Annotated in this window: 22 protein-coding genes; 15 read left to right on the top strand and 7 right to left on the bottom strand. The window is 61.2% G+C overall.

Annotation, left to right across the window (positions count from 1 at the left end; translation table 11 throughout):
* Positions 1-64 precede the first annotated feature (64 nt).
* Genes AC07O1_RS18345 through AC07O1_RS18330 form a run of 4 tightly spaced genes read left to right on the top strand, consistent with a single transcriptional unit; the run spans position 65 to position 3,247 of the window.
* Positions 65-730 (top strand): RraA family protein, encoded by a 666-nt coding sequence (locus tag AC07O1_RS18345; RefSeq protein ID WP_495089638.1) that lies wholly within the window; start codon positions 65-67, stop codon positions 728-730.
* A complete protein-coding gene (locus AC07O1_RS18340) occupies positions 730-1,392 on the top strand; it encodes an RraA family protein (RefSeq protein WP_495089637.1) in 663 nt (220 codons plus the stop codon). The genes AC07O1_RS18345 and AC07O1_RS18340 overlap by 1 nt, the downstream gene beginning before the upstream one ends.
* Positions 1,392-2,036 carry an RraA family protein gene (locus tag AC07O1_RS18335; RefSeq protein ID WP_495089636.1) on the top strand — a complete coding sequence of 215 codons (645 nt, stop codon included), beginning with the start codon at positions 1,392-1,394 and terminating at the stop codon, positions 2,034-2,036. Before AC07O1_RS18340 ends, AC07O1_RS18335 begins: the two co-directional genes overlap by 1 nt.
* Positions 2,033-3,247 carry a pyridoxal phosphate-dependent aminotransferase gene (locus AC07O1_RS18330; RefSeq protein WP_495089635.1) on the top strand — a complete coding sequence of 405 codons (1,215 nt, stop codon included), beginning with the start codon at positions 2,033-2,035 and terminating at the stop codon, positions 3,245-3,247. The genes AC07O1_RS18335 and AC07O1_RS18330 overlap by 4 nt, the downstream gene beginning before the upstream one ends.
* 110 nt (positions 3,248-3,357) lie before the next feature.
* Here the strand turns inward: AC07O1_RS18330 and AC07O1_RS18325 are convergent, their stop codons facing one another.
* From AC07O1_RS18325 to AC07O1_RS18305, 5 genes are all read right to left on the bottom strand, one after another.
* A complete protein-coding gene (locus AC07O1_RS18325) occupies positions 3,358-4,689 on the bottom strand; it encodes a dicarboxylate/amino acid:cation symporter (RefSeq protein ID WP_495089634.1) in 1,332 nt (443 codons plus the stop codon).
* Between the two features lie 235 nt (positions 4,690-4,924).
* Positions 4,925-5,866, bottom strand: a complete 942-nt coding sequence (locus AC07O1_RS18320; RefSeq protein ID WP_495089633.1) for a D-2-hydroxyacid dehydrogenase — start codon at positions 5,864-5,866, stop codon at positions 4,925-4,927.
* Entirely contained in the window at positions 5,863-6,258 is a 396-nt protein-coding gene (locus AC07O1_RS18315; protein ID WP_495089632.1) for a VOC family protein, read from the bottom strand. Before AC07O1_RS18315 ends, AC07O1_RS18320 begins: the two co-directional genes overlap by 4 nt.
* Positions 6,255-7,223, bottom strand: coding sequence for a hydroxymethylglutaryl-CoA lyase (locus AC07O1_RS18310; RefSeq protein ID WP_495089631.1), 969 nt, complete (start codon positions 7,221-7,223; stop codon positions 6,255-6,257). The genes AC07O1_RS18315 and AC07O1_RS18310 overlap by 4 nt, the downstream gene beginning before the upstream one ends.
* Before the next feature lie 15 nt (positions 7,224-7,238).
* Entirely contained in the window at positions 7,239-8,429 is a 1,191-nt protein-coding gene (locus tag AC07O1_RS18305; RefSeq protein WP_495089630.1) for a CaiB/BaiF CoA transferase family protein, read from the bottom strand.
* A 116-nt stretch (positions 8,430-8,545) separates the two neighbouring features.
* Here AC07O1_RS18305 and AC07O1_RS18300 point away from each other — a divergent pair, with 116 nt between their 5' ends.
* On the top strand, positions 8,546-9,448 hold the full coding sequence (locus AC07O1_RS18300; protein WP_495089629.1) for a LysR family transcriptional regulator: 903 nt from the start codon (positions 8,546-8,548) through the stop codon (positions 9,446-9,448).
* Positions 9,449-9,567: 119 nt separating this feature from the next.
* Here the strand turns inward: AC07O1_RS18300 and AC07O1_RS18295 are convergent, their stop codons facing one another.
* On the bottom strand, positions 9,568-10,863 hold the full coding sequence (locus AC07O1_RS18295; RefSeq protein ID WP_495089628.1) for a dicarboxylate/amino acid:cation symporter: 1,296 nt from the start codon (positions 10,861-10,863) through the stop codon (positions 9,568-9,570).
* A 567-nt stretch (positions 10,864-11,430) separates the two neighbouring features.
* On the opposite strand from AC07O1_RS18295, the gene AC07O1_RS18290 reads away from it, so the two are divergent.
* From AC07O1_RS18290 to AC07O1_RS18255, 8 genes are all read left to right on the top strand, one after another.
* On the top strand, positions 11,431-11,970 hold the full coding sequence (locus AC07O1_RS18290; RefSeq protein WP_477800826.1) for a thiamine pyrophosphate-binding protein: 540 nt from the start codon (positions 11,431-11,433) through the stop codon (positions 11,968-11,970).
* Positions 11,958-12,554, top strand: coding sequence for a thiamine pyrophosphate-dependent enzyme (locus AC07O1_RS18285; RefSeq protein ID WP_495089627.1), 597 nt, complete (start codon positions 11,958-11,960; stop codon positions 12,552-12,554). Before AC07O1_RS18290 ends, AC07O1_RS18285 begins: the two co-directional genes overlap by 13 nt.
* Before the next feature lie 66 nt (positions 12,555-12,620).
* A complete protein-coding gene (locus AC07O1_RS18280; protein WP_495089626.1) occupies positions 12,621-13,784 on the top strand; it encodes an acyl-CoA dehydrogenase family protein in 1,164 nt (387 codons plus the stop codon).
* Between the two features lie 78 nt (positions 13,785-13,862).
* On the top strand, positions 13,863-15,065 hold the full coding sequence (locus AC07O1_RS18275; RefSeq protein WP_495089625.1) for a CaiB/BaiF CoA transferase family protein: 1,203 nt from the start codon (positions 13,863-13,865) through the stop codon (positions 15,063-15,065).
* A 63-nt stretch (positions 15,066-15,128) separates the two neighbouring features.
* A complete protein-coding gene (locus AC07O1_RS18270) occupies positions 15,129-15,878 on the top strand; it encodes an electron transfer flavoprotein subunit beta/FixA family protein (protein WP_495089624.1) in 750 nt (249 codons plus the stop codon).
* A gap of 16 nt (positions 15,879-15,894) precedes the next feature.
* Positions 15,895-16,836, top strand: a complete 942-nt coding sequence (locus AC07O1_RS18265) for an electron transfer flavoprotein subunit alpha/FixB family protein (protein ID WP_495089623.1) — start codon at positions 15,895-15,897, stop codon at positions 16,834-16,836.
* A gap of 25 nt (positions 16,837-16,861) precedes the next feature.
* Positions 16,862-17,704 carry an HTD2 family dehydratase gene (locus tag AC07O1_RS18260; RefSeq protein WP_495089622.1) on the top strand — a complete coding sequence of 281 codons (843 nt, stop codon included), beginning with the start codon at positions 16,862-16,864 and terminating at the stop codon, positions 17,702-17,704.
* Positions 17,701-18,516, top strand: a complete 816-nt coding sequence (locus AC07O1_RS18255) for an HpcH/HpaI aldolase/citrate lyase family protein (protein ID WP_495089621.1) — start codon at positions 17,701-17,703, stop codon at positions 18,514-18,516. Before AC07O1_RS18260 ends, AC07O1_RS18255 begins: the two co-directional genes overlap by 4 nt.
* Before the next feature lie 85 nt (positions 18,517-18,601).
* Here the strand turns inward: AC07O1_RS18255 and ptrR are convergent, their stop codons facing one another.
* Positions 18,602-19,480: a putrescine utilization regulator PtrR gene (gene ptrR, locus AC07O1_RS18250; RefSeq protein ID WP_495089620.1), complete on the bottom strand. Its 879-nt coding sequence runs from the start codon at positions 19,478-19,480 to the stop codon at positions 18,602-18,604.
* A gap of 100 nt (positions 19,481-19,580) precedes the next feature.
* On the opposite strand from ptrR, the gene AC07O1_RS18245 reads away from it, so the two are divergent.
* Both AC07O1_RS18245 and AC07O1_RS18240 read left to right on the top strand, forming a co-directional pair.
* Positions 19,581-20,972: an aldehyde dehydrogenase family protein gene (locus AC07O1_RS18245; RefSeq protein ID WP_495012576.1), complete on the top strand. Its 1,392-nt coding sequence runs from the start codon at positions 19,581-19,583 to the stop codon at positions 20,970-20,972.
* Positions 20,973-21,184: 212 nt separating this feature from the next.
* On the top strand, positions 21,185-22,630 hold the full coding sequence (locus AC07O1_RS18240) for a SulP family inorganic anion transporter (protein ID WP_495089619.1): 1,446 nt from the start codon (positions 21,185-21,187) through the stop codon (positions 22,628-22,630).
* Positions 22,631-22,678: the final 48 nt, after the last annotated feature.

Raw genomic sequence — 22,678 nt, 5'->3', positions numbered from 1 at the left:
AGTAATATACCTATCAAATTACCTCGCCGACACTGGGCGCCTCCGTCACCACTGGGGCTTTCCCATGATCAATAAGAGTTTGCTGGATCGCTTGGCGGCGCTGGATACCAACACGGTCTCCGATGCGCTCGACTTCCTCGGCCTGCCGGGTGCCACCGTTGGGCTGCGCCCGTTGTGGAACTGCCCAAAGATTGTCGGCCGCGCCAGCACCGTGCTGCTGGCCGCCAAGTCCGACAACATCCCTACCGTGCACCTGATTACCCCCGTGGTTGAACAGATCGACAGCGACGATCGTGTACTGGTGATCGCCGGCGGTATCGAGGGCATCTCCTGCTGGGGCGACATCCTCGCCAATGCAGCGGCCGGCAAAAAAGTGCGCGGCACGGTGATCGACGGTTTCAGTCGCGACATCGACGGCAGCGAGTCGATTGGCTACCCGGTTTACGGGCGCGGGGTGACCATGATCAGTGCGCGCAATCGGGTGGTGCAAATTGATGCGGCCGTGACGATCAAGGTGGCCGGTGTCGACGTCAACGAGGATGACTATGTCATCGCCGATAGCTGCGGGACGGTGTTCGTACCTCAGGCTGAAATCCAAAAGGTACTCGACCTTGGCGAGCGGATCGCCCGCCGCCAGGACGGCATGCTGGCGGCTGTTCGCAGCGGTCGCTCGGTGGCCGAGGTGATGCACGACACCCAGTTCGAAGCCATCCACGTGGAGCACGTCTGATGAATCTTGAAGATCAAGCACTGGTCGCCTTGTTCGAAGGCCTGGACACTCCTGGCGTCTCCGATGCCCTGGACAAACTCGGGCTGCCCGGCCAATGCCTCGGCGTGATGCCGCTGGACAACTACGGCAAGGTTGTCGTCGGACCGGCATTCACCGTGCAGTACGTGTCGGCCAGCGTACCTCCCGGCACCGTGGGTGATTTCATCGAAGACGTGGCGCCTGGTGACGTGGTGGTGATCGACAACGCTGGTCGCACCGACTGCACCGTCTGGGGCGACATCATGACCCAGTACGCTGGCACTCGACAGATCGCCGCCACGGTCATCGACGGTGTTTGCCGTGACGTGAACAAAGCGCTGGGCGATGGCTACCCGATTTTCAGCAAAGGCCGCTTCATGCGCACCGGCAAAGACCGCGTGCAAGTTCAGTCGGTCAACCAGCCGGTGTCCATCGGCACAGCGCGGGTCTGTGCCCGCGACATCGTAGTGGCCGACGCCAATGGCGTGGTGATCGTTCCTCGCGCTCGTGCTGCTGAAGTGGCGGCGACCGCTCGCCAGATTGAATTCATCGAAGCCGATATTCGCGCCCTGACCAGTCAAGGCAAAACCCTTGAAGAAGCCCGGGCCGCCCTGGGTTACCACAGCCTGCAGAGGAAAGCCTGATGAGCTCGTCCATTCTTCCCTTTCCATCGGATTACCACGAGCGGGCAAAAATGCTCGGCAGCTCGACGCTGTATGAGGCGTCCCACCTGGCCTGCGCCGTGGACAGTGCCATCCGGCCGATCTGGGACGGTGCATTCATCGCTGCCCCCGCCTACCCGCTGGAGTGCTCACCGGGTGACAACCTGGCCCTGCACCTGGCCATGGAACGCGTGCCCCGTGGCAGCGTGCTGGTCGTGGGCACGGGGAGCTTCATCGCCGGTTACTGGGGCGAGGTGCTCACCGTTGCGGCCGAAGCGGCGGGCGTGGTCGGCCTGGTCATAGATGGTGGCGTACGCGATATCGCCGCCCTGAAGAAACGCCAGTTCCCGGTGTTTGCCCGCGGTATCTCGGTAAAAGGCACCGTCAAGGCCAGTGCGCCCTCGGTGGGGCAACCGTTCAATTTCAACGGCGCTTTCGTGGCTCCGGGCGATCTGGTGGTGGCAGACGACGACGGCGTGATCATCATCCCCAAGGCTGATACGGCACGTACCCTGGCCGAAGGCGAGGCGCGGGCGAACAAGGAAGCACAGATGATGCAGGCGCTGACCGAAGGCCGCTCGACCCTGGAACTGATGAACCTGACCGATTGGAGAACCCGGGCATGAGCGCCGATATCCAGCGCCTGAACCAACGCCTGGCCAGCGCGCAGCCATCGGCCACCTACCGCATCATGGACCGCGTGGCGGAACGCCGGGCGCAAGGCGCGCAGATCATCTCACTGTGCGCTGGCGAGCCGGATTTCGATACCCCCAAACATGTTCGCGAGGCAGCCATAGCCGCGATCGAGCAGGGCCACACCCGCTACACCCAGGTGGCTGGGGTGCGTGCATTACGTGAAGCGGTGGCCGCCAAGTTTCGGCACGAGAACGGCCTGGACGTCAGCTGGCAGGACACCCTGGTGTGCAACGGTGGCAAGCAGGTGATCTACAACGCCCTGGCCGCGACCCTCAATGAAGGTGACCAGGTCATCGTGCCGGCGCCTTACTGGGTCAGTTACCCGGAGATGGTGCAGTTGTGTGGCGGTGAAGCGCGGATCGTTACTTGTGATGCCGCTGCGGGGTTCAAGCTGACACCCGCAGCGCTGGCCGCCGCGATCACCCCGCAGACCCGCTGGCTGATCCTCAATTCGCCGTCCAATCCCACCGGCGCGGTGTACAGCCTGGACGAGCTCAAAGCCCTGGCCGAGGTATTGTTGGCCCATCCCCAGGTGCTGATCCTGGCCGATGACATCTATGAGCATCTGCTCTTCGACGATCAACAGTTCCACACCCTGGCCCAGGTAGAACCCCGACTGGCCCCGCGCACCCTGACCATGAACGGTGTTTCCAAGGCATATGCCATGACCGGCTGGCGCATTGGTTTTGCCACCGGGCCGCGCTGGCTGCTCGAGGCCATGGAAAAACTGCAAGGGCAGCAGACCTCCGGTGCCAGCTCGATCTCGCAGCAGGCCGCACTCGCCGCGCTGGAAGGGCCCAAGGACTTTATCCGCGAAAGCCGCGCCGCCTTCCAGGGTCGTCGCGATTTGATGGTGGCGCTGCTGAACGCCACGCCGGGCCTCGAATGCGTCAGTCCAGCGGGAGCGTTCTACGCGTTCGCCTCGTGTGCGGGGCTGATCGGCCGTACCTCGCCGGGCGGTCGCGTGTTGCACACCGATGAAGATGTCGCCCATGCGCTGCTCGACGAAGCGGATGTAGCAGTGGTGCATGGCAGTGCCTTTGGCCTTGGCCCCTACATTCGCATTGCCTATGCCCTGGATGACGCTTCATTGCAGAAGGCCTGCGAGGCGATACGCGCGTTCTGTACTGCACTGCGTTAATTCGGATGTGAACAAACAAAACCCGGCCATGGCCGGGTTTCGTTCAGAAACCCAAAACCACCCAGCTTTCGTGGACTGGGTGGTCCTGGGGTTGTCTTTCGACAACTCGTTCAGGGCTGTGCCTCCACTTCCCGGGCACACCCCTTGTGCAGTTCGACCGCCAGCCTCTCTGCGTCCAGCGCACCTTCCCACCTGGCAATGAACAGCGTGGCGACACCGTTGCCGATGACGTTGATCAACGCCCCGCCCTCGGAAATGAACCGATAGACCCCAAGCACCAGCACCAGCCCCGCCGCCGGAATCACATCCAGGCTGCCCAGGGTGGCCGCCAGCGTAATGAACGCGCCGCCGGTGACACTGGCCGCGCCCTTGGAGGTCAGCAGCAGAATCAATAACAAGGTGACCTGATGCCAAAGGTCGAGGGGGATATCCAGCGCCTGGGCGATGAAAATCGCCAGCACTGTCATGTTGATGCAGCTGCCATCGAGGTTGAAGCAGTAACCCGAAGGCACCACCAGCCCCACCACCGACTTCTCGCACCCCAGACGCTCAAGCTTGCCCATCAACCGCGGCAATGCCGACTCCGAAGACGAGGTACCCAGCACCAGGAACAGCTCATCGCGGATGTACTTGAGAAACTGCCAGAGGCTGAAACCCGCAAGGCGCGCCACCAGGTTGAGAATCACGAACACAAAAAACAGCGCGGTCACGTAGTAGCAGATCAACAAGTTGCCATAGGCCCCGAGGGATCCCACGCCATACTTGCCGATGGTAAAGGCCATACCACCGAAGGCCCCCAGCGGCGAGACATACATCACGATCCTGACCATGCGGAAAAACGCCTGGGCCACCAGGTCGATCAGGTTCAGCAGCGGCTTGCCGGCAGCACCGAGCATCTGCAAGGCGAAGGCAAACAGGATGGAAATGAACAGCACCTGAAGGATATCGCCCTCGGCAAAGGCCCCGAATACGGTACCGGGCACGATATGAGTCAGAAAACCCACCACACTCTGCTCATGGGCCAGTTTGCTGTAGCTCTCGACGGCATGGCCGTCGAGGGTCGCCGGGTTGATGTGCATGCCCGCGCCGGGCTGCATCAGGTTCACCCCGATCAGCCCGATCACCAGTGCCAGGGTGGTCAGTACTTCGAAGTACAGCAACGACTTGAAGCCGACCCGGCCGATGCGCTTGAGGCTCTGCATGCTGGCAATGCCGCTGACCACGGTGCAAAAGATGATCGGCGCGATCAGCATCTTGATCAGCTTGATGAAGGTGTCGCCCAGGGGCTTCATTTCTTCGCCGAGGCTGGGGTAGAAGTGACCGAAGATGATGCCCAGCACGATCGCCAGCAGCACCTGCACATACAGGTGGCGGAACACTCTGCGCAGTCGCGGACGGCTCGGTTTATTTTCGGCAATCGAGGGTGTAATTGTTGTTGTCATGATGGCTTCCTCGCAGGCGTGATGCATTTCCCCAGGCAGCCGGTCGCGATACAGGTGCGCGACCAGTCGCCAGGGAAAGGTTGTTTCGGGGGAATGACTACGGCTGGATGTACTCGGAAATCTCGATCAGGTTGAGATCGGGATCACGCAGATACACCGAGCGAATCGTCGCTTGCGGGTCGGGGCGATTGTTATTGTTTTCATCAGTGGACCTACTTGTGGGGTGGTGAAGCGTTTACGACACCAGGTTGATCGGCTTTCCCGAGTGATAGCCCTGCAGGTTGCCAAGGATGCCGTCGGCCAGCCGCTGCAGGCAGCTCTGGCTGGCCCAGGCCACGTGGGGAGTGACGATCAGGTTGGCGTGGCGGCTGTTGAGCAACGGATGGTCGGCCGGTGGCGGCTCCTGGCACAGCACATCGAGAGCTGCCCCCCCGAGGCGACCGCTGTCCAGCGCATCGAGCACCGCTGCCTCATCCACCAACGGCCCGCGGGCGGTATTGATCAGCAACGCGCCGGGTTTCATCTGTGCCAGTTCCGGGGCCCCGATCAGGTGACGGGTGCTCTCGGTCAACGGACAGTGCAGCGAGATCACGTCGCTTTGCGCCAGCACCGTTTCAAAGGCCTGGTAACCCTTGCGCACCGGGATCGCGCCACGGTGTTCGGCAAAGATCAACTGCATGCCCAGGGCACTCGCCAGACGCGCCGTGGCCAGGCCAATACCGCCCTTGCCGACGATGCCCAGCACGCTGCGCTGCACATCCTGGATCGGCGCGCGGTGCACGCAAAAGTGCCGCGAATCCGGCCAATCCCGCAGTGCTGCCGCCTGGTAGGCAAACAGCTGTCGACGCAGGGCGAAGATCGAGGCGATCACCGACTCGGCGACGCTTTGCGCCGAGTAAGCCGGAACGTTACACACCGTCACGGCAAAATCACGGCAGGCCGCCAGGTCAATGCAGTCATAACCGGTGGCCGCGACGCAGATAAACCGCAGGTTCGGCAGCTGTTCAAGCTCGGCCCGGCCGATGCGCACCTTGTTGGTGATCACGGCATCGGCATTGAGGGCGGCCGCCACCACCTGATCCGGCGTCGTATCGGGACGGTCCTGCCAGTCAGTGACCCAGGCCGGCCGGGCAATGCTCACAGGCAGGCTGTCACTGTCGAGAAATACCACTTTCATGCTGCACGCTCCGGCTGGACGGGTTCGCAAATCTCGATCAGGTTCAGGTCCGGATCACGCACATACACCGAACGGATCGGCCCCGTGGCACCGGTGCGCAACACCGGGCCTTCGATGATGGGCCAGTCGACACGGGTCAGGTGCGCAATCACCTGATCCAGGGGGATCGAGGCGATAAAACACAGGTCCAGCGCCCCCGGCACGGGCAAGTGCGCCTTGGGCTCGAACTCATGGCCACGCACGTGCAGGTTGATTTTCTGCTGGCCGAAAGCAAACGCCTTGCGCCCACCGGCGAAGGTTTGCACCTGCATGCCCATGACCCGCACGTAAAAATCCTCGGCAGCCACAGGGTCGATGGTGGTCAGCACCAAATGGTCGAGATGATCGATCATCGATGCAGCTCCTGGGTGCGGGCCGACGGCACCTGTTTTTCCAGGCTGGCGACGTGGGCGGGTATCGGGTGCAAGTCCAGGCGTTTGCCGGCCTTGAGGATCTGGCTGGGAATGTCGTGGCCGACCAAACCCGGCAACTGCGCGGCAACTGCCAGCACCCGGTCCAGATCAACCCCGGTGTTGAAGCCCATCAACTGCAGCATGTGCAACAGGTCTTCGGTACACACATTGCCGCTGGCCCCCGGCGCATAAGGGCAACCGCCCAGGCCGCCAAGGGACGAATCGAAACGGTCGACCCCAGCCTCGATGGCCGCCAAAGCATTAGCCAGGGCCATGCCCCGGGTGTTGTGAAAATGCAGGGTCAGTTGCAGCGCCGGAAAACGCTCGCGCACCGCCCGGGACAGCGTCTCGACCTGACTTGGATACGCCATGCCAGTGGTGTCGCACAGGGTCACACCGCGGGCGCCCAGCTCGGCGAAGCGCTCGACCCAGTGCAACACCTCCCCCACCGGTACATCGCCCTGCATCGGGCAGCCGAACACCGTCGACAACGACACATTGATCGCCACCGGGCCCTGACCAATCACGCTGACCACTTCGCTGAGCTGGGCGAATGACTGCTCGCGGCTCATGCGCAGGTTGGAACGGTTATGCGGCTCGCTGACCGACATCACCAGGTTGGCTTCATCGATGGCGCACGCCAGGGCCCGCTCGGCACCGCGCACGTTGGGCACCAGCACGGTGTATTCCACCGCCGGGTTACGGCGGATGCCCTGCATCACCGCTTCGGCGTCGCGCAGCGCGGTAATGGCCTTGGGCGAAGTGAACGAGGTGACCTCGATCTTGGCGAAACCGCACTGGCTGAGGGCGTCGATCATGACGATCTTGTCGGCGGTTTCGATAAAGCGCGCTTCATTCTGGAAGCCGTCACGGGTGGCGACTTCCTGCAGATAGAGACGTTGCATGTGCATTCCTCAGATTCAAATGATGCCGCGTTGGCGCCAGTCGGCTTGCTGTGCGGCGTCGATGCCGAGCTCGTCGAGGATCTCGGTTGTGTGCTGACCCAGGGTCGGTGCCGGGCGAGTCACGCCGCCAGGAGTGCTGCCCAGCTTGGGGACGATGCCCGGCAAGGTCACTGGAGTGCCATCGTCCAGCTGGCTGGCGAGCAGCATGTCTCGCGCCCGGTAATGCGGGTCCCGGGCAATGTCGGCAGCGTTGTAAATCTTGCCGGCGGGGATGCGTGCCTCGGTCAGAATCGACAAGACTTCGTCGAGGGTGAGCCGTGCGGTCCATTGCGAGATGGCGGCATCGATGCGCTCAACCTGCAACACTCGACCATGGTTCTGCGCAAGCTCAGGGTCAGCCCCCAGATCAGCGCGACCAATCACCTCCATCAGGCGTTGATAGATGCTGTCGCCATTGCCGGCGATCAAGGCAAAACCACCATCGCGGCAACGATAGGCATTAGTCGGAGCGATCCCTGGCAAACTGCTGCCGGCGGGCTCACGAACGGCGTTGAACACCGAGTATTCGGGCAACAGGCTTTCCATCATGTTGAACACCGATTCGTACAGCGCAACATCGATCTGCTGACCATCGCCACCGTTCTGCTCGCGATGACGCAGGGCGAGCAGAATCCCGATCACCCCGTGCAAAGCCGACAACGAGTCGCCAATGGAAACGCCCACCCTGACCGGCGTTCGCCCGGGTTCACCGGAAAGATGACGCAGCCCCCCCATCGCTTCACCAATCACACCAAACCCGGGGCGGTCACGGTAGGGCCCGGTCTGACCGTAACCGGAGACCCGGAGCATGATGAGTTTCGGATTGAGCGCGTGCAGCGTGTCCCAACCCAGCCCCCAGCTTTCCAGGGTTCCCGGACGGAAATTCTCTATCAGCACATCCGCATCGGCCACCAACCGGCGCACCACCTGCTGAGCCTCACACTGGCGCAGGTCGAGGGTAAGCGAGCGTTTGTTGCGCGACTGCGCGGCCCACCAGACGGAAGTACCGTCGTGCAGCAAGCGCCATTTGCGCAGTGGATCGCCAGTGACCGGAGGCTCGATCTTGATCACCTCCGCGCCAAACTCACCGAGCATTTTCGCCGCAAATGGTCCGGCAATGAGTTGACCGAGCTCCACGACCTTGACACCTTGAAGAGGTAACCTCATGACGTTTTCCGTTCTTGTTGAGTACTTGTGCGTGGATAATCGACGCAAACATGGCGGATGAAAATTTCATATTTCGCCATTACTCTTTCCAGACTGGAAACCCTTGGACCCCATTGATGATCAATCCCCTGCATTTCGATCTGTCGTCATTGCGCTTGCTGATCTTCGCCGCCGAATCCGGCAATCTGACTCGCGCAGCGGAAAAGGCCAACATGACGGTTTCGGCCGCCAGCAAACGTCTGGCCGAGCTTGAACGAACGACCCAGTGCCCGCTGTTCGTTCGCTTGCCAAGAGGACTTGAGCTGACGGCAGCCGGCCAAGGGATGGTTGAACACGCGAGGGTGATTCTGGAGGGCGTGCACCGCATGGCGTGCGACGCCAGTGACTACGCCGTCGGTGTGCGCGGGCATGTGCGGTTGTTCGCCAACACCTCCGCCGTGGTCCAGTTCCTGCCTGATGATCTGGCGGCGTTCCTGCGAGCAAACCCGAACGTGCGTATCGGGTTGGAAGAAGCGCTCAGCGAGCCCATTATCCAGGCCGTGGAAAGCGGGCGAGCCGATATCGGCATTTTTGCCGATAACGTACCGGCTGAGGGTCTGTACAAACTGCCCTATCGTGACGACCGACTCGTGCTGCTGGTACCTGTAGGACACGAACTGGCCGGTGAAAGCAGCGTGTCCTTCGCCGATACGCTCGGCTTTGATTATGTAGCGCTTAACCAAGGTAGTTCGTTGCTGCGCAGAATCACCGATGCAGCCGTGAGTGCAGGAAAAATTCTCAAAGTGCGCATCCAGGTCAGCAGCTTCGACGGCATCTGTCGCATGATCGAAGCGGGCTTGGGTATCGGGATACTGCCGTTGTCATCAGTACGTGCCGAACTGCTCGGTACCCGCCTGATAGCCATAGCCTTGACCGATGAATGGGCTCACCGCACCTTGTTCGTGGGGGTTACGAGTCAGGCGCAACTGGCGCCGGAAGCGGCCAAGTTGTTTGAGTATCTGAGCAGCGTGCATGGCTGACAATGGCGCAGGGTGACGTCTGGTCACTCACACTGCCTCAACCCGCTTCAGTCGCGAAGGGTGAGCAGCCACCTTGGTGAATGCCCACCCTTACCTCTTGAACAACCGCCGTGAACAGGTCAGACCGTCAGCGGTTTCCCACCCGGAACATCCTGAGCCGCGGCGTTTCGCTCGGCCTCATCCTCACTCACCAACGCGCCCTCCCATTTGGCCACCACCGCGGTTGCAATGGAGTTGCCCACCGCGTTGGTCGCCGAACGGCCCATGTCGAGGAAGGTGTCGATCCCCAGGATCAGCAGCAAGCCGGCTTCGGGAATATCGAACTGGGTCAGGGTCGCGGCGATCACCACCAGCGAAGCGCGCGGCACGCCGGCCATGCCTTTGGAGGTGAGCATCAGCGTCAACAGCATGGTGATCTGCGTACCGATGGACATCTCGATGCCATACGCCTGAGCGATGAACAGCACGGCAAACGTGCAGTACATCATCGAGCCGTCCAGGTTGAAGGAATACCCCATGGGCATGACGAAACTGGAGATCTTGCGCTTGACCCCGAATCGGTCCAGCGCGTGAAGAATCTTCGGGTAAGCCGACTCGGAACTGGCCGTGGCGAAAGACAGGATGAAGGCCTCCCTGATCAACACCACCAGTTTGAACACACGCCGCCCCAGGAACATCCAGCCGGCAAACACCAGCATCGCCCAGAGCACGATCAGCCCCAGATAGAAGTCGCGCATGAAGACCGCGAACTTGACCAGAATGGACAGCCCGTTGATCGCCACGGTTGCCGCCATGGCGGCCATCACCGCCAGCGGTGCCAGTTTCATGACATAACCGGTGACCTTCAGCATCGCGTGGGACAGATCCTCGATCACCGTCACCAGGCCCTCGGCCTTCTTGCCCAAGGAGGCCAAAGCCACGCCGAAAAACAGCGAGAACACCACGATCTGCAGAATTTCGTTGGTGGCCATGGCCTCCGCAAAGGACTTGGGCACCAGATGCGTCATGAAGTCCTTGAGGGTGAACACCGACGTTTGCAGGTTGGTCGCGCTGGTGACGTCCGGCAGCGGCAACCCCAGGTTGTGCCCGGGCTGCAGCATGTTGGCCATGACCAGCCCCACCGACAGTGAAATCAATGAAGCGGTGACGAACCAGCCCAGCGCTTTGCCGAATACCCGGCCGACAGCGCTTGCATCCCCCATGTGAGCGATGCCCACCACCAGGGTCGAGAACACCAGAGGGCCGATAAGCATTTTGATCAGACGTAGAAAAATGTCCGAGATGATCGAGATGTAACCGGCGACCTTGGTCGCCATCGCTTTGTCCGGGAAATTCAGGAAAATCATGTAGCCGATAAGGATCCCCAGCAGCATGGCGATCAGAATGCCAGCTGCAGCCGGTAGCCTGTTTTTCATAACGCACCTGTTGTCGTGTTTTCTGGAAGGTAGCCTGGGCAAACGTCCGCTTTATCAGCCAATGGCCTTGAAAAGCGGGTGTGCGACCGCAGTGCTACGCAATGAAATGGCAAGTGCAAAATGCCGGTACCGGCAGGCCGAGGCTGGATGCGACCCAAACAGGTCATGGAGGACAGAGGACAGGACGGGGCGAGCCAACTGCAGGAGGCTGTCATACATAGGTGCAACCCTCGGATCTTATAGTTGTAGTTGCGTCGGTTACGCGCCGTAACGACGTTGCCGGAAAACTACCCTAGTCCTGCTCACTCAATAAGTGCGGATCGCGCTCTAACTGATATGCCCAAATGCTATGGGGACGCCCTCAGGCCTGGAACCTGGTGCGCAGACTGATCATGGTTTTTCACTTCCTATAATCCGTGGCTATCGCAGTTCTTCTGCGCTGCACCTATTCGCTGTCGAGCTATAGAAAATCGGCATATCTCAAAGACAAAAACGGTAGTCGTCGTTCCCTTCCATCCCTCCCAGAATGTGCGAAAACACAAAAGCAGCACTGCTTGGGAGACTGGCATGTCAACAGAAGCTGAACAAACCGTGGGACAGGATTGGCAGGAGGACGTGTTCCGCGTGCTCAAGGCCCACAACGTCAAACACGTGGTCTTCGTACCGGATGCAGGTCACTCGGCGGCCATCCGCATGTCGTATGCAGACCCGGACATCAAGGCGGTCGTCCTCACCACCGAAGAAGAAGGCATCGGTTACCTCGCCGGCGCCTGGCTCGGCGGTGAACGTGGTGCCCTGCTGATGCAATCCAGCGGTGTCGGCAACTGCATCAATACCCTGGCACTGCAGGTCTGTGCCGGCTTCCCGCTGTTGATGGTGGTCACCATGCGCGGCGACTGGGCCGAATTCAACGCCTGGCAGAACCCCATGGGCCAGGCCACCGAAGCCTCCTTGAATCTGATGAAGGTCATGACCTGGCGTGCCGACGTTCCCGAAGACGTCGCGCCGCTGCTGCACGGCGCCGCCACCATGGCCTTCAACGGTGACTCCGCCACTGCCCTGCTGCTCGGTCAGCGCCTGATTGGAGAAAAGAAATGGGTCAAGTAAGCGCCAACCACACCCTGTGCCGCCGCGAAGTGGTCAAGACCTTGCTGGCCGACCGCAAAGACCTGCTGGTCGTGACCGGCCTGGGCTCGGCGTCCTATGACGTCATGGCCGCCGGTGACAATGACCTGAACTACTACCTCTGGGCCGCCATGGGCAGCGCGATCACCGTGGGCCTGGGACTGGCCAATGCCCAGCCGGACAAGTCGGTGGTGGTGGTCACCGGTGACGGTGAGTTACTCATGGGCTTTGGCGCCCTGGCCACGGTCGCGCTGCAAAAGCCCGCCAACCTGACCATCGCCGTGCTGGATAACGGTCACTTCGGTGAAACCGGCATGCAGGTGAGCCACGCGGGTTTTGGTATTTCCCTGGACCAGGTCGCGAGAACCTGCGGCTTCAGCTGGACCGATGAAATCCGCGACATGGAAGGCGTACACGACCTGCGCGAGCGCTTCGCGACGCGCGATGGCGTCAAACTCGCGACGATCAAGATCAAGGCGGAAAACCCGCCGCGGGTGCTGCCACCGCGCGATGGTCACTACGTCAAGAATCGCTTTCGTGCGGCATTGGGTTTCGACCCGATCTGATTGCCTTATGCCCGGACCCGGTCACGCAGGGCGGATGCCGTGCGTGACGCGTTGAGGAAAATAATAATGACCGACCGCAACTCTGAAGAACTCAATGCCATCCGCGAGGGCGTGCGTGCCCTGTGCGCCGAATTCGATGCGGCCTACTGGCGCAGGATCGACGAAGAAAAAGGCTTCCCCGAAGCCTTCGTCAAAGCCCTGACCGACGCCGGCTGGCTGGCGGCGATGATCCCGACCGAATATGGCGGCTCCGGCCTGGGGCTGGCCGAGGCATCGGTGATCCTTGAAGAAGTGAACCGCTGCGGCGGCAACTCCGGCACCGTCCACGGCCAGATGTACAACATGTTCACGCTGCTGCGTAACGGCAGCGAGGCGCAGAAAAGCTACTACTTGCCGAAACTGGCCAGCGGTGAATTGCGCCTGCAATCGATGGGTGTGACCGAGCCCACCACCGGCACCGACACCACCAAGATCAAGACCACCGCGGTCAAACGTGGCGACAAGTACGTGATCAACGGGCAAAAGGTGTGGATCTCGCGGATCCAGCATTCCGACCTGATGATCCTCCTGGCACGCACCACACCGTTGGCCGAGGTGAAGAAGAAGTCCGACGGCATGTCGATCTTCCTCGTCGACCTGCGCGAGGCCATCGACAACGGCCTGACCGTGCAACCGATCGCCAATATGGTCAACCACGAGACCAACGAGTTGTTCTTCGACAACCTGGAAATTCCCGCCGACAGCCTGATTGGTGAAGAAGGCAAAGGCTTCAGGTACATCCTCGACGGTTTGAACGCCGAGCGCACCCTGATCGCCGCCGAATGCATCGGTGACGGTCGCTGGTTTATCGAAAAGGCCAGTGCCTATGCCCGCGACCGTGTGGTGTTCGGTCGGCCGATTGGTCAGAACCAGGGCGTGCAATTTCCGATTGCCGAAGCGCATATCGAGATCGAGGCGGCCGACCTGATGCGCTGGCGCGCCTGCGAGGAATACGACAGCGGCCAGAACGCCGGGGCCAGTGCCAACATGGCCAAGTACCTGGCGGCCAAGGCCTCCTGGGAAGCGGCCAACGCCTGCTTGCAGACTCACGGCGGCTTTGGCTTCGCCTGCGAGTACGACGTCGAGCGCAAATTCCGTGAAACCCGTCTGTACCAGGTGGCCCCCATCTCCACCAACCTGATCCTGTCGTACGTGGCGGAACATCTGCTCGAGCTGCCGCGTTCTTTCTAAACGATCACAGCGCAATAGCCCAGTGCGTCGGCCCAGGCAGGCGCAGCTGGGGAGCCATGACAAGAGAGATAAAAAATCATGAGCCAGCCCAACGGTACACGCCCGCTCGATGGCATCACCGTCGTCAGCCTTGAACATGCAATCGCCGCGCCCTTCTGCACCCGTCAACTGGCCGACCTCGGCGCCCGCGTGATCAAAGTCGAACGTCCAGGCACAGGCGACTTCGCCAGAGGCTATGACCAACGCGTCAACGGCATGGCCTCGCACTTCGTCTGGACCAATCGCTCGAAAGAAAGCCTGACCCTCGACCTGAAGCAGGACTCGGCAACCGAGGTGCTGGACGCTTTGCTGGCCACCGCCGATGTGCTCGTGCAGAACCTGGCACCCGGTGCGGCTGCACGAATGGGGCTGTCATTCGAGACCTTGCATCAACGCTTTGCGCGCCTGATTGTCTGCGACATTTCAGGCTATGGCGTCGGTGGGCCCTATGAAAAGAAAAAAGCTTACGACCTGTTGATCCAGAGCGAAGGTGGATTTCTGTCGGTGACCGGCGGCCCGGGTGAAGAGGAAATGGCCAAGGCCGGTTGCTCGATCGCCGACATCGCGGCGGGCATGTACGCCTACACGGGCGTCCTGTCCGCCCTGTTGCTGCGCTCTCGAACCGGCGAAGGCAGCCACATCGATGTGTCCATGCTGGAAAGCCTGGTCGAGTGGATGAACTACCCGATGTACTACGCCTACAACGGCGCACCACCGCCACCTCGCGCGGGTGCTGCGCATGCCACCATTTACCCCTATGGGCCCTTTCCCATCGGTGACGGCACCACCGTCATGCTGGGTTTGCAGAACGAGCGCGAATGGCAGCTGTTTTGCGACAAGGTTCTGCTCCAGCCCGAACTGGCTGAAGACGAACGCTTCTCTGCCAACTTCAAACGTGTCGAAAACCGTCATGCGCTTCGGGATCTCATCGTTCAATCGTTCTCCACGCTCAACTTCGATGCGGTGATCGATCGGCTGGACCATGCGCAGATTGCCAACGCCCGGGTCAATGACATTCAAGGTGTTTGGGATCATCCACAACTTCAGGCCCGTGATCGCTGGCGGGAAGTTGAAACCTCTGCCGGGCGCGTCCCAAGCCTGATACCTCCTGGCACCAACAGCGCTTTCGAACCACGCATGGACGCCGTGCCGGGCCTTGGCCAACACACCGAACAGGTGCTCGGGGAACTGGGGTTGGGAGCGGACCGCATTGAACAAATGCGCGCAGCCGGGGCGATTTAGCCGCGATCCGATAACAAGCAGCCTGACTGCAACGATCAAAGATTTTCGAGAGAACACTGCCCAATGAAGATCCTGGTAGCTGTGAAACGCGTGGTCGATTACAACGTGAAAGTTCGCGTGAAGGCGGACAACACCGATGTCGACCTGGCTAACGTCAAGATGTCGATGAACCCGTTCTGCGAAATTGCCGTGGAAGAAGCCGTACGCCTCAAAGAGCAAGGTGTTGCGACTGAAATCGTTGTCGTCTCTGTGGGTCCGTCCACTGCTCAAGAGCAGTTGCGTACCGCTCTGGCGCTGGGGGCCGATCGGGCCATCCTCGTCGAATCCGCTGATGAATTGAACTCCCTGGCCGTGGCCAAGCTGCTCAAGGCTGTGGTCGACAAGGAACAGCCGCAGCTGGTGATCCTGGGTAAACAGGCCATCGACAGCGACAACAACCAGACCGGCCAGATGCTGGCGGCACTGACTGGTTACGGTCAGGGCACCTTCGCTTCGAAAGTCGAAATCAGCGGCGACAGCGTTGCCGTGACTCGCGAAGTCGACGGCGGCGCGCAGACGGTTTCCCTGAAACTGCCGGCCATCGTCACCACCGACCTGCGTTTGAACGAGCCGCGCTACGCGTCCCTGCCCAACATCATGAAAGCCAAGAAGAAGCCTCTCGAAGTGCTGACTCCGGACGCTCTGGGCATTTGCACCGCCTCCACCACCAAGACCCTGAAAGTCGAAGCGCCGGCTGCACGCAGCGCGGGCATCAAGGTCAAGTCGGTGGCTGAACTGGTCGAGAAACTGAAAAACGAAGCGAAGGTGCTTTGAGTTAAGGAGCCGAATCATGACTATCTTGGTAATCGCTGAACACGACAACAAAGTAGTGGCCCCGGCCACGCTGAACACCGTGGCGGCTGCCGCAAAAATCGGTGGTGACATCCACCTGCTGGTGGCTGGCCAAAACGTTGGCGCTGTGGCTGAAGCCGCGGCGAAAATCGCTGGCGTGGCTAAAGTGCTGGTCGCCGACAACGCCGCCTACGCGCACCAGTTGCCAGAAAACGTCGCGCCTCTGGTGGCCGGCCTGGTGATCGAGCAGCGCTCTATTTACAGCCATGTTCTGGCCGCTGCCACCTCCAACGGCAAAAACATCCTGCCGCGCGTTGCCGCGCAGCTGGACGTTGACCAGATCTCCGAGATCATCTCGGTTCAAAGCGCTGACACCTTCAAGCGCCCGATCTATGCCGGTAACGCTATCGCTACCGTGCAGTCTTCGGCTGCCGTGAAGGTCATCACCGTTCGCGCCACCGGTTTCGACCCGGTGGCCGCTGTTGGTGGTTCGGCTGCCGTTGAAGCGGTTGCTGCTGCTCACGACGCGGGTACCTCCCGCTTCGTCGGTGAAGAACTGGCCAAGTCCGATCGTCCGGAACTGACCGCTGCCAGGATCGTCGTTTCCGGCGGTCGCGGCATGCAGAACGGCGACAACTTCAAACACCTGTACGCCCTGGCCGACAAGCTGGGCGCGGCGGTCGGCGCTTCCCGCGCGGCGGTCGACGCCGGTTTCGTCCCGAACGACATGCAGGTCGGTCAGACCGGCAAGATCGTCGCGCCACAGCTGTACATCGCCGTCGGTATCTCCGGCGCGATCCAGCACCTGGCCGGCATGAAGGACTCCAAGGTGATCGTGGCGATCAACAAGGACGAAGAAGCGCCGATCTTCCAGGTGGCCGATTACGCTCTGGTAGCCGATCTGTTTGACGCCGTACCCGAACTGGCCGCCCTGGCCTGATCACCGACCGACAGGAGCGATGTCTATGAGTAATGTCGATCTTCAAGCCTGGATTGGGCGCCGTCAGGAAAGCCGGGACCGGATCAGTTTCAACCTGGTTAAACGCATTGCCGCGACCTTGGGCGAGGTGGCACCGCTGCCCGGCGAAGCGCTACCGCCCTTGTGGCACTGGGCATTCTTTCAGGAACCGGTTGCAGCAAGCGAACTAGGCCCTGACGGTCATCCGGCGCTCGGTGGTTTCTTGCCGCCCGCGCACAACCGCAATCGCATGTGGGCCGGCAGCCGACTGGAGTTTTACCAACCATTAACGGTGGAGGCCGAGGTGTCTTGCGTCTCGACCATCGTCAACGTCGAGGAAAAGCACGGGCGTACAGGCTCCCTGCTGTTTGTCACGGTACGCCATGAGTATTTCCAGGACGGCCAACGGGCTCTGCAAGATGAGCAGGACATCGTCTACCGAGAACCCACGCCGCCCAAGCTCAGCGGCACCGAAGCGCTGCCTGAAGGCCAATGGCGCGAAGCGGTGGAACCCTCCCCGACCTTGCTGTTGCGCTACTCCGCGGTCACCTTCAACGGCCATCGAATTCACTATGACTGGCCTTACGTTACACAGACCGAAGGTTATCCGGGGCTGGTGGTGCATGGTCCATTGATCGCCACCCTGAACTTGCGCGCCTTTACCAAAGCGCACCCCAGCGCTCGCTTGAAGCGCTTCTCTTTCCGTGGCCTCAGGCCACTGATTTCGCCGCAACCTTTCGAGGTCGGTGGACGATTGATCGACAACGGCAAGGCCCAGCTATGGGCTGGCAACCAGGACGGTACCGCGCAGATCGGCGAGGTGGAGTTCAGCGCGGGAGAAGCACCATGAATACATCGATTGTTCGCTCCGCCCTGTTTGTGCCGGCAACCCGTCCAGAGCGCATCCCCAAAGCCATCGCCACCGGCGCTGACCGGGTCATCGTCGACCTGGAGGATGCGGTGCAGGAAAACCTCAAGGAACAGGCCAGGGATAACCTGGAGCGCTTTTTGAGCGAGAGCCCCGATGTTCAGGTTCTGGTTCGTGTGAATGCCCCTGGTCACTGGGCGCACGCTGCGGATCTGGATCTTTGCCGACGCCATGCCGGCGTGATCGGGATCTTGCTGCCCAAGGCAGAAAGCGCGGCGCACGTGTTCACCGCTGGCAGCACCGGCAAGCCGATCTGGCCCATCATCGAGAGCGCCAAGGGCCTGGCGGCACTCAGCGCGATTGCCGAAGCCCGAGGCGTTGAGCGCTTGTCGTTCGGCAGCCTCGATCTGGGCCTGGACCTGAATCTGACCACCGCCAGCCCTGCCGCCGAAGAGATCCTCAGTCACGCCCGCTACGCCGTGCTGCTCGCCACTCGGGTTGCTGGCCTCGCCCCGGCGCTGGACGGGGTGTTCCCCTCTATTCAGGACACCGCAGGCCTGCACAGTACCGTTCAATTTGCCCGCGACATGGGATTTGGTGGCGCGCTGTGTGTCCATCCAAGCCAGGTGGCAATCATCCATCAGGCGTTAAAACCCGGTACTGAGCAATTGCACTGGGCGCAACGCATCATGGACGCCGCGAGCTCGGGTGAAGGCGTGTTCGTGCTGGATGGGCAAATGGTGGATGCGCCGGTCATTGCTCGCGCTCAATCCATTCTCGGGCGGGCGAACTAGCACAACCGTTCTTCGAAGCTGCGCATTTAGCGGGAGTCGCAAGCGACTCCCGTTTTTTTTAGCGTACCTGTCTCCCCCAGACTTTTCAGGCCTCTTCCCGCACCACGCCGCGCTCTTCAAGCAAGCGCACAAACATGCTCAAACTTTGTGACACCGTGCCGCGGCGCCACACCAGCCAGGTCCGCAAATAGCGGAATGATTCCGACAGCGGCCAGATGCTCACCGTGGCGCACCCTGGCATGCTCTCGAGCATGCTGCGGGGCATCAATGCCAGGCCTGCACCGGCGCTGACGCAGGCCAGCATGCCGTGATAGGACTCCATTTCGAAAATCTTGCCGGGCACCGATGCGTCCTTGGTGAACCAGCTTTCGAAGTGGTGCCGGTACGAACAATTGGCGCGGAAGGCGTAAATGTTCTCGCCGTTGACATCCCGCGCACGATGGATCGGGGCATGGTTGAGCGGTGCGATGACCACCATCTCCTCCTCAAACGCCGGCACGCCCTCCAGTGCCGGGTGCAGAACCGGTCCGTCGACGAACGCGGCGGCCAATCGGCCAGAGAGCACGCCCTCGATCATGGTCCCGGAAGGCCCGGTGGACAGGTCCAGCTCGACCTTGGCGTATTGCTGGTTATAGGCGGCCAACAGCTCAGGAATGCGCACCGCCGCCGTGCTCTCCAGCGACCCCAGGGGAAACGATCCTTGCGGCTCTTCACCGGCCACCGTCGCGCGGGCCTCCTGGACCAGATCAAGGATGCGCCGGGCGTAGTCGAGAAAACTCCAACCGGCCGGCGACAGGCGCAAGCGGCTCTTCTCGCGGATAAACAGATCCACCCCCAGATCCTGCTCCAGTTGCTTGATCCGTGTCGTCAGGTTCGAAGGCACCCGGTGGATGTGCTGAGCCGCTGCGCTGATGCTGCCCTGCTCGGCAACAGCTTTGAAAATCTCCAGCTGAACCAGATCCAAGTCATTCTCCAGTCGTGAACGATATGCTCAGTATTATTCAGTTTCCAGAAAACAAAAGCCACCGTAACCTGAGCCCATCCCCACCTCGCAGGACGGTGCCATGACCAACGTTTCCAGCCTCACCCATGCCATTTCGATCAACCCCGCCAACGGCGAGCAGATCGGCCACTACCCTTTTGAATCCGAATCGGCGCTGCAGGCCGCACTGTCCCGTGCCGCTGCCGGGTTCAAGGCTTGGCGGAGCAAACCCGTAGAGGAACGCTCGCAATTGTTGATCGCCCTGGCTCAGGCATTGCGTGACGACGCAGCAAAGCTGGCGAACATGATTACTCTGGAGATGGGCAAGCCCACTACCCAGGCGCGCGGTGAAATTGAAAAGTGTGCGCAGCTCTGCCAGTGGTACGCCGAACACGGTCCCGCCATGCTGACCGCCGAGCCGACGATGGTTGAAGGTGGCAAGGCGCGCATTGAATATCGCCCGCTGGGCCCGATTCTCGCCGTGATGCCGTGGAACTTTCCCATCTGGCAGGTGCTTCGTGGCGCCGTTCCAGCGTTGATCGCCGGCAACACCTACGTTCTCAAGCATGCGCCAAACGTGATGGGGTGCGCCTATCTGCTGCTGGATGCCTTCAAGCGCGCCGGCTTTGCCGAAGGTGTCTTCGAAGTCATCAATGTCACACCAGACGGTGTCTCCAAGGCGATTGCCGATCCACGCATCGCTGCGGTGACTCTCACCGGCAGTGTGCGAGCCGGCACTGCCATCGGCGCGCAAGCCGGTGCGGCCTTGAAGAAGTGTGTTTTGGAGCTGGGCGGTTCGGATCCCTTCATTGTGCTCAACGATGCCGACCTCGACGAAGCGGTCAAAGCCGCAGTCATTGGCCGTTACCAGAATACCGGGCAAGTCTGCGCAGCGGCCAAACGACTGATTGTCGAGCAAGGTGTTGTCGAGGCGTTCACCCGCAAGTTCGTCGACGCCACCCGCCAGCTGGTCGTTGGCGATCCGCTGGCTGCGGACACCTACATCGGCCCCATGGCTCGCTTTGATCTGCGTGATGAACTGGATCAACAGGTGCGAGACACACTGGAAGAAGGCGCGACGTTGTTGATGGGTGGGAAGAAGGCTGAAGGCCCCGGCAACTTTTATGAGCCCACTGTCTTCGCTGATGTCACCGACCAGATGACCTCGTTCAAACAGGAACTGTTTGGCCCAGTGGCTTCGATCATCACGGCGCGCGATGCCGCACATGCGTTGGCGCTGGCCAATGACAGTGAGTTCGGACTCGCCGCCACCATCTACACCGGCAATGTCGAGCTTGCCCAGCAGATGGCCAGCGAGCTTGAAACCGGTGGCGTGTTCATCAACGGCTATTGCGCCACCGACCCACGCGTCACCTTCGGCGGCGTGAAGAAAAGCGGATTTGGCCGGGAGCTATCGCATTTCGGCGTACGCGAATTCTGTAATGCCCAGACTGTGTGGCTGGATCGGCGCTGACCGCAGCTAAAGAACCTCGAATACGGTTGACTGACTTCCTCAGGGCGTGAAGCTGACGCTCGAAAGCAAAAAAACATCAACCAGCAGAAGATCAAGCAAGGGTTGCAACTACCTAAAAAGTGGCCGGGCTGCCTGCAATTCCGTAACATCCGCAGCCCTCTTTTCCGCCACTCCCTGCGGCCGGTTTCGCCGGCCTGTATTTTAGGTAAACCATGAAAGCAAAACGTCTGCGCGCCGACGCCCTGGCCGGACTCACCACCTCTTTCGCCCTAATGCCCGAGTGCATCGCCTTCGCCCTGGTTGCCCACCTCAATCCGCTGATGGGGCTATACGGCGCCTTCATCATTTGCACCTTGACCGCCCTTTTCGGGGGCCGGCCGGGCATGGTGTCCGGCGCCGCCGGATCGATGGCCGTTGTGATCGTCGCGCTGGTGGTGCAGCACGGCGTGCAGTACTTGCTCACCACCGTGCTGATGGGTGGACTGATCATGATCGCTTTCGGCCTGCTACGGCTGGGCAAGCTGGTGCGCATGGTGCCGTACCCGGTAATGCTCGGCTTCGTCAACGGCCTGGCGATCATCATCGCCCTGGCCCAGCTGGAGCACTTCAAGAGCGGCGAGGCCTGGCTGAGCGGTACACCGCTGTACATGATGATCGGGCTGGTGGCGCTGACAATGGCCATCGTCTACCTGCTGCCGCGCCTGACCCGCGCCGTGCCGCCGGCGCTGGTTGCGATCCTTGGCGTCGGTCTGGCGACATACCTGCTCGGCCTGCCGACCCGCACCCTTGGCGACATGGCGCACATTGCCGGCGGCTTGCCTGAATTAGCCTTTCCAGAGGTGCCCTGGAACCTGGAAACCCTGCGCATCGTGGCCCCCTACGCCGTATTGATGGCCCTGGTCGGCCTTCTGGAAACCCTCCTGACGCTGAACCTTACCGATGAGATCACCGAGAGCCGTGGCTACCCGGATCGCGAGTGCGTGGCACTGGGGGCGGCTAACATTGTCTCCGGTCTCTTCGGCGGCATGGGCGGATGTGCCATGATCGGTCAAACCGTAATCAACCTCAGCTCCAGCGGCCGCGGCCGGCTCTCGGGCGTGGTCGCCGGGGTGATGATCCTGTTGTTCGTGCTGTTCCTTTCGCCGCTGATCGAGCACATCCCGCTTGCCGCACTGGTCGGGGTGATGTTCGTGGTGTCGCAGCAGACCTTCGCCTGGGCCTCGCTGCGGGTGCTCAACAAGGTGCCGCTGAACGACGTGCTGGTGATCTTCGCGGTGACAGCCATCACGGTGTTCACCGACCTGGCCACCGCGGTGCTTTGCGGGATCATCATTGCCGCGCTCAACTTCGCCTGGCAGCAGGCCCGCGAGCTCTACGCCGACAGTCATCTGGAAGCCGACGGCAGCAAGCTCTACCGCCTGCATGGCACGCTGTTCTTCGCCTCGACCACGCCCTTCCTCAACCAGTTCGACCCCGCCAACGACCCGCCCCAGGTGACCCTCGACTGTCGCCACCTGAGCGTTGTCGACTACTCGGCCATCGCCGCGCTGAAGACGCTGCGTGAGCGCTACGTCAAGGCCGGCAAGCACCTGCGTGTGTTTCACTTGTCCGAGCGGTGCAAGCAACTGCTCAAACGCGCCGACGTGCATCACGACTGAGGTCAGCGCATGCCAGGGCTGATAGGGCCCTTGTTTCGTAGACGCTTT

This window comes from Pseudomonas sp. GW821-FHT07G10, from assembly GCF_059418545.1.
The sequence above is the reverse complement of the archived record's forward strand: the minus strand, read 5'-3'. Positions and strand labels throughout refer to the sequence as shown.

What these genes read in the sequence shown, in the direction of transcription:
- AC07O1_RS18280 (WP_495089626.1), top strand. Translation starts at nt 12,621, where the DNA reads ATGACCGACCGCAACTCTGAAGAACTCAATGCCATCCGCGAGGGCGTG.
- AC07O1_RS18300 (WP_495089629.1), top strand. Translation starts at nt 8,546, where the DNA reads ATGATCAATCCCCTGCATTTCGATCTGTCGTCATTGCGCTTGCTGATC.
- AC07O1_RS18270 (WP_495089624.1), top strand. Translation starts at nt 15,129, where the DNA reads ATGAAGATCCTGGTAGCTGTGAAACGCGTGGTCGATTACAACGTGAAA.
- AC07O1_RS18285 (WP_495089627.1), top strand. Translation starts at nt 11,958, where the DNA reads ATGGGTCAAGTAAGCGCCAACCACACCCTGTGCCGCCGCGAAGTGGTC.
- AC07O1_RS18330 (WP_495089635.1), top strand. Translation starts at nt 2,033, where the DNA reads ATGAGCGCCGATATCCAGCGCCTGAACCAACGCCTGGCCAGCGCGCAG.
- AC07O1_RS18240 (WP_495089619.1), top strand. Translation starts at nt 21,185, where the DNA reads ATGAAAGCAAAACGTCTGCGCGCCGACGCCCTGGCCGGACTCACCACC.
- AC07O1_RS18320 (WP_495089633.1), bottom strand. Translation starts at nt 5,866, where the DNA reads ATGAAAGTGGTATTTCTCGACAGTGACAGCCTGCCTGTGAGCATTGCC.
- AC07O1_RS18265 (WP_495089623.1), top strand. Translation starts at nt 15,895, where the DNA reads ATGACTATCTTGGTAATCGCTGAACACGACAACAAAGTAGTGGCCCCG.
- AC07O1_RS18315 (WP_495089632.1), bottom strand. Translation starts at nt 6,258, where the DNA reads ATGATCGATCATCTCGACCATTTGGTGCTGACCACCATCGACCCTGTG.
- AC07O1_RS18260 (WP_495089622.1), top strand. Translation starts at nt 16,862, where the DNA reads ATGAGTAATGTCGATCTTCAAGCCTGGATTGGGCGCCGTCAGGAAAGC.
- AC07O1_RS18305 (WP_495089630.1), bottom strand. Translation starts at nt 8,429, where the DNA reads ATGAGGTTACCTCTTCAAGGTGTCAAGGTCGTGGAGCTCGGTCAACTC.
- AC07O1_RS18335 (WP_495089636.1), top strand. Translation starts at nt 1,392, where the DNA reads ATGAGCTCGTCCATTCTTCCCTTTCCATCGGATTACCACGAGCGGGCA.
- AC07O1_RS18290 (WP_477800826.1), top strand. Translation starts at nt 11,431, where the DNA reads ATGTCAACAGAAGCTGAACAAACCGTGGGACAGGATTGGCAGGAGGAC.
- AC07O1_RS18255 (WP_495089621.1), top strand. Translation starts at nt 17,701, where the DNA reads ATGAATACATCGATTGTTCGCTCCGCCCTGTTTGTGCCGGCAACCCGT.
- AC07O1_RS18295 (WP_495089628.1), bottom strand. Translation starts at nt 10,863, where the DNA reads ATGAAAAACAGGCTACCGGCTGCAGCTGGCATTCTGATCGCCATGCTG.
- AC07O1_RS18345 (WP_495089638.1), top strand. Translation starts at nt 65, where the DNA reads ATGATCAATAAGAGTTTGCTGGATCGCTTGGCGGCGCTGGATACCAAC.
- AC07O1_RS18245 (WP_495012576.1), top strand. Translation starts at nt 19,581, where the DNA reads ATGACCAACGTTTCCAGCCTCACCCATGCCATTTCGATCAACCCCGCC.
- AC07O1_RS18275 (WP_495089625.1), top strand. Translation starts at nt 13,863, where the DNA reads ATGAGCCAGCCCAACGGTACACGCCCGCTCGATGGCATCACCGTCGTC.
- AC07O1_RS18325 (WP_495089634.1), bottom strand. Translation starts at nt 4,689, where the DNA reads ATGACAACAACAATTACACCCTCGATTGCCGAAAATAAACCGAGCCGT.
- AC07O1_RS18310 (WP_495089631.1), bottom strand. Translation starts at nt 7,223, where the DNA reads ATGCAACGTCTCTATCTGCAGGAAGTCGCCACCCGTGACGGCTTCCAG.
- AC07O1_RS18340 (WP_495089637.1), top strand. Translation starts at nt 730, where the DNA reads ATGAATCTTGAAGATCAAGCACTGGTCGCCTTGTTCGAAGGCCTGGAC.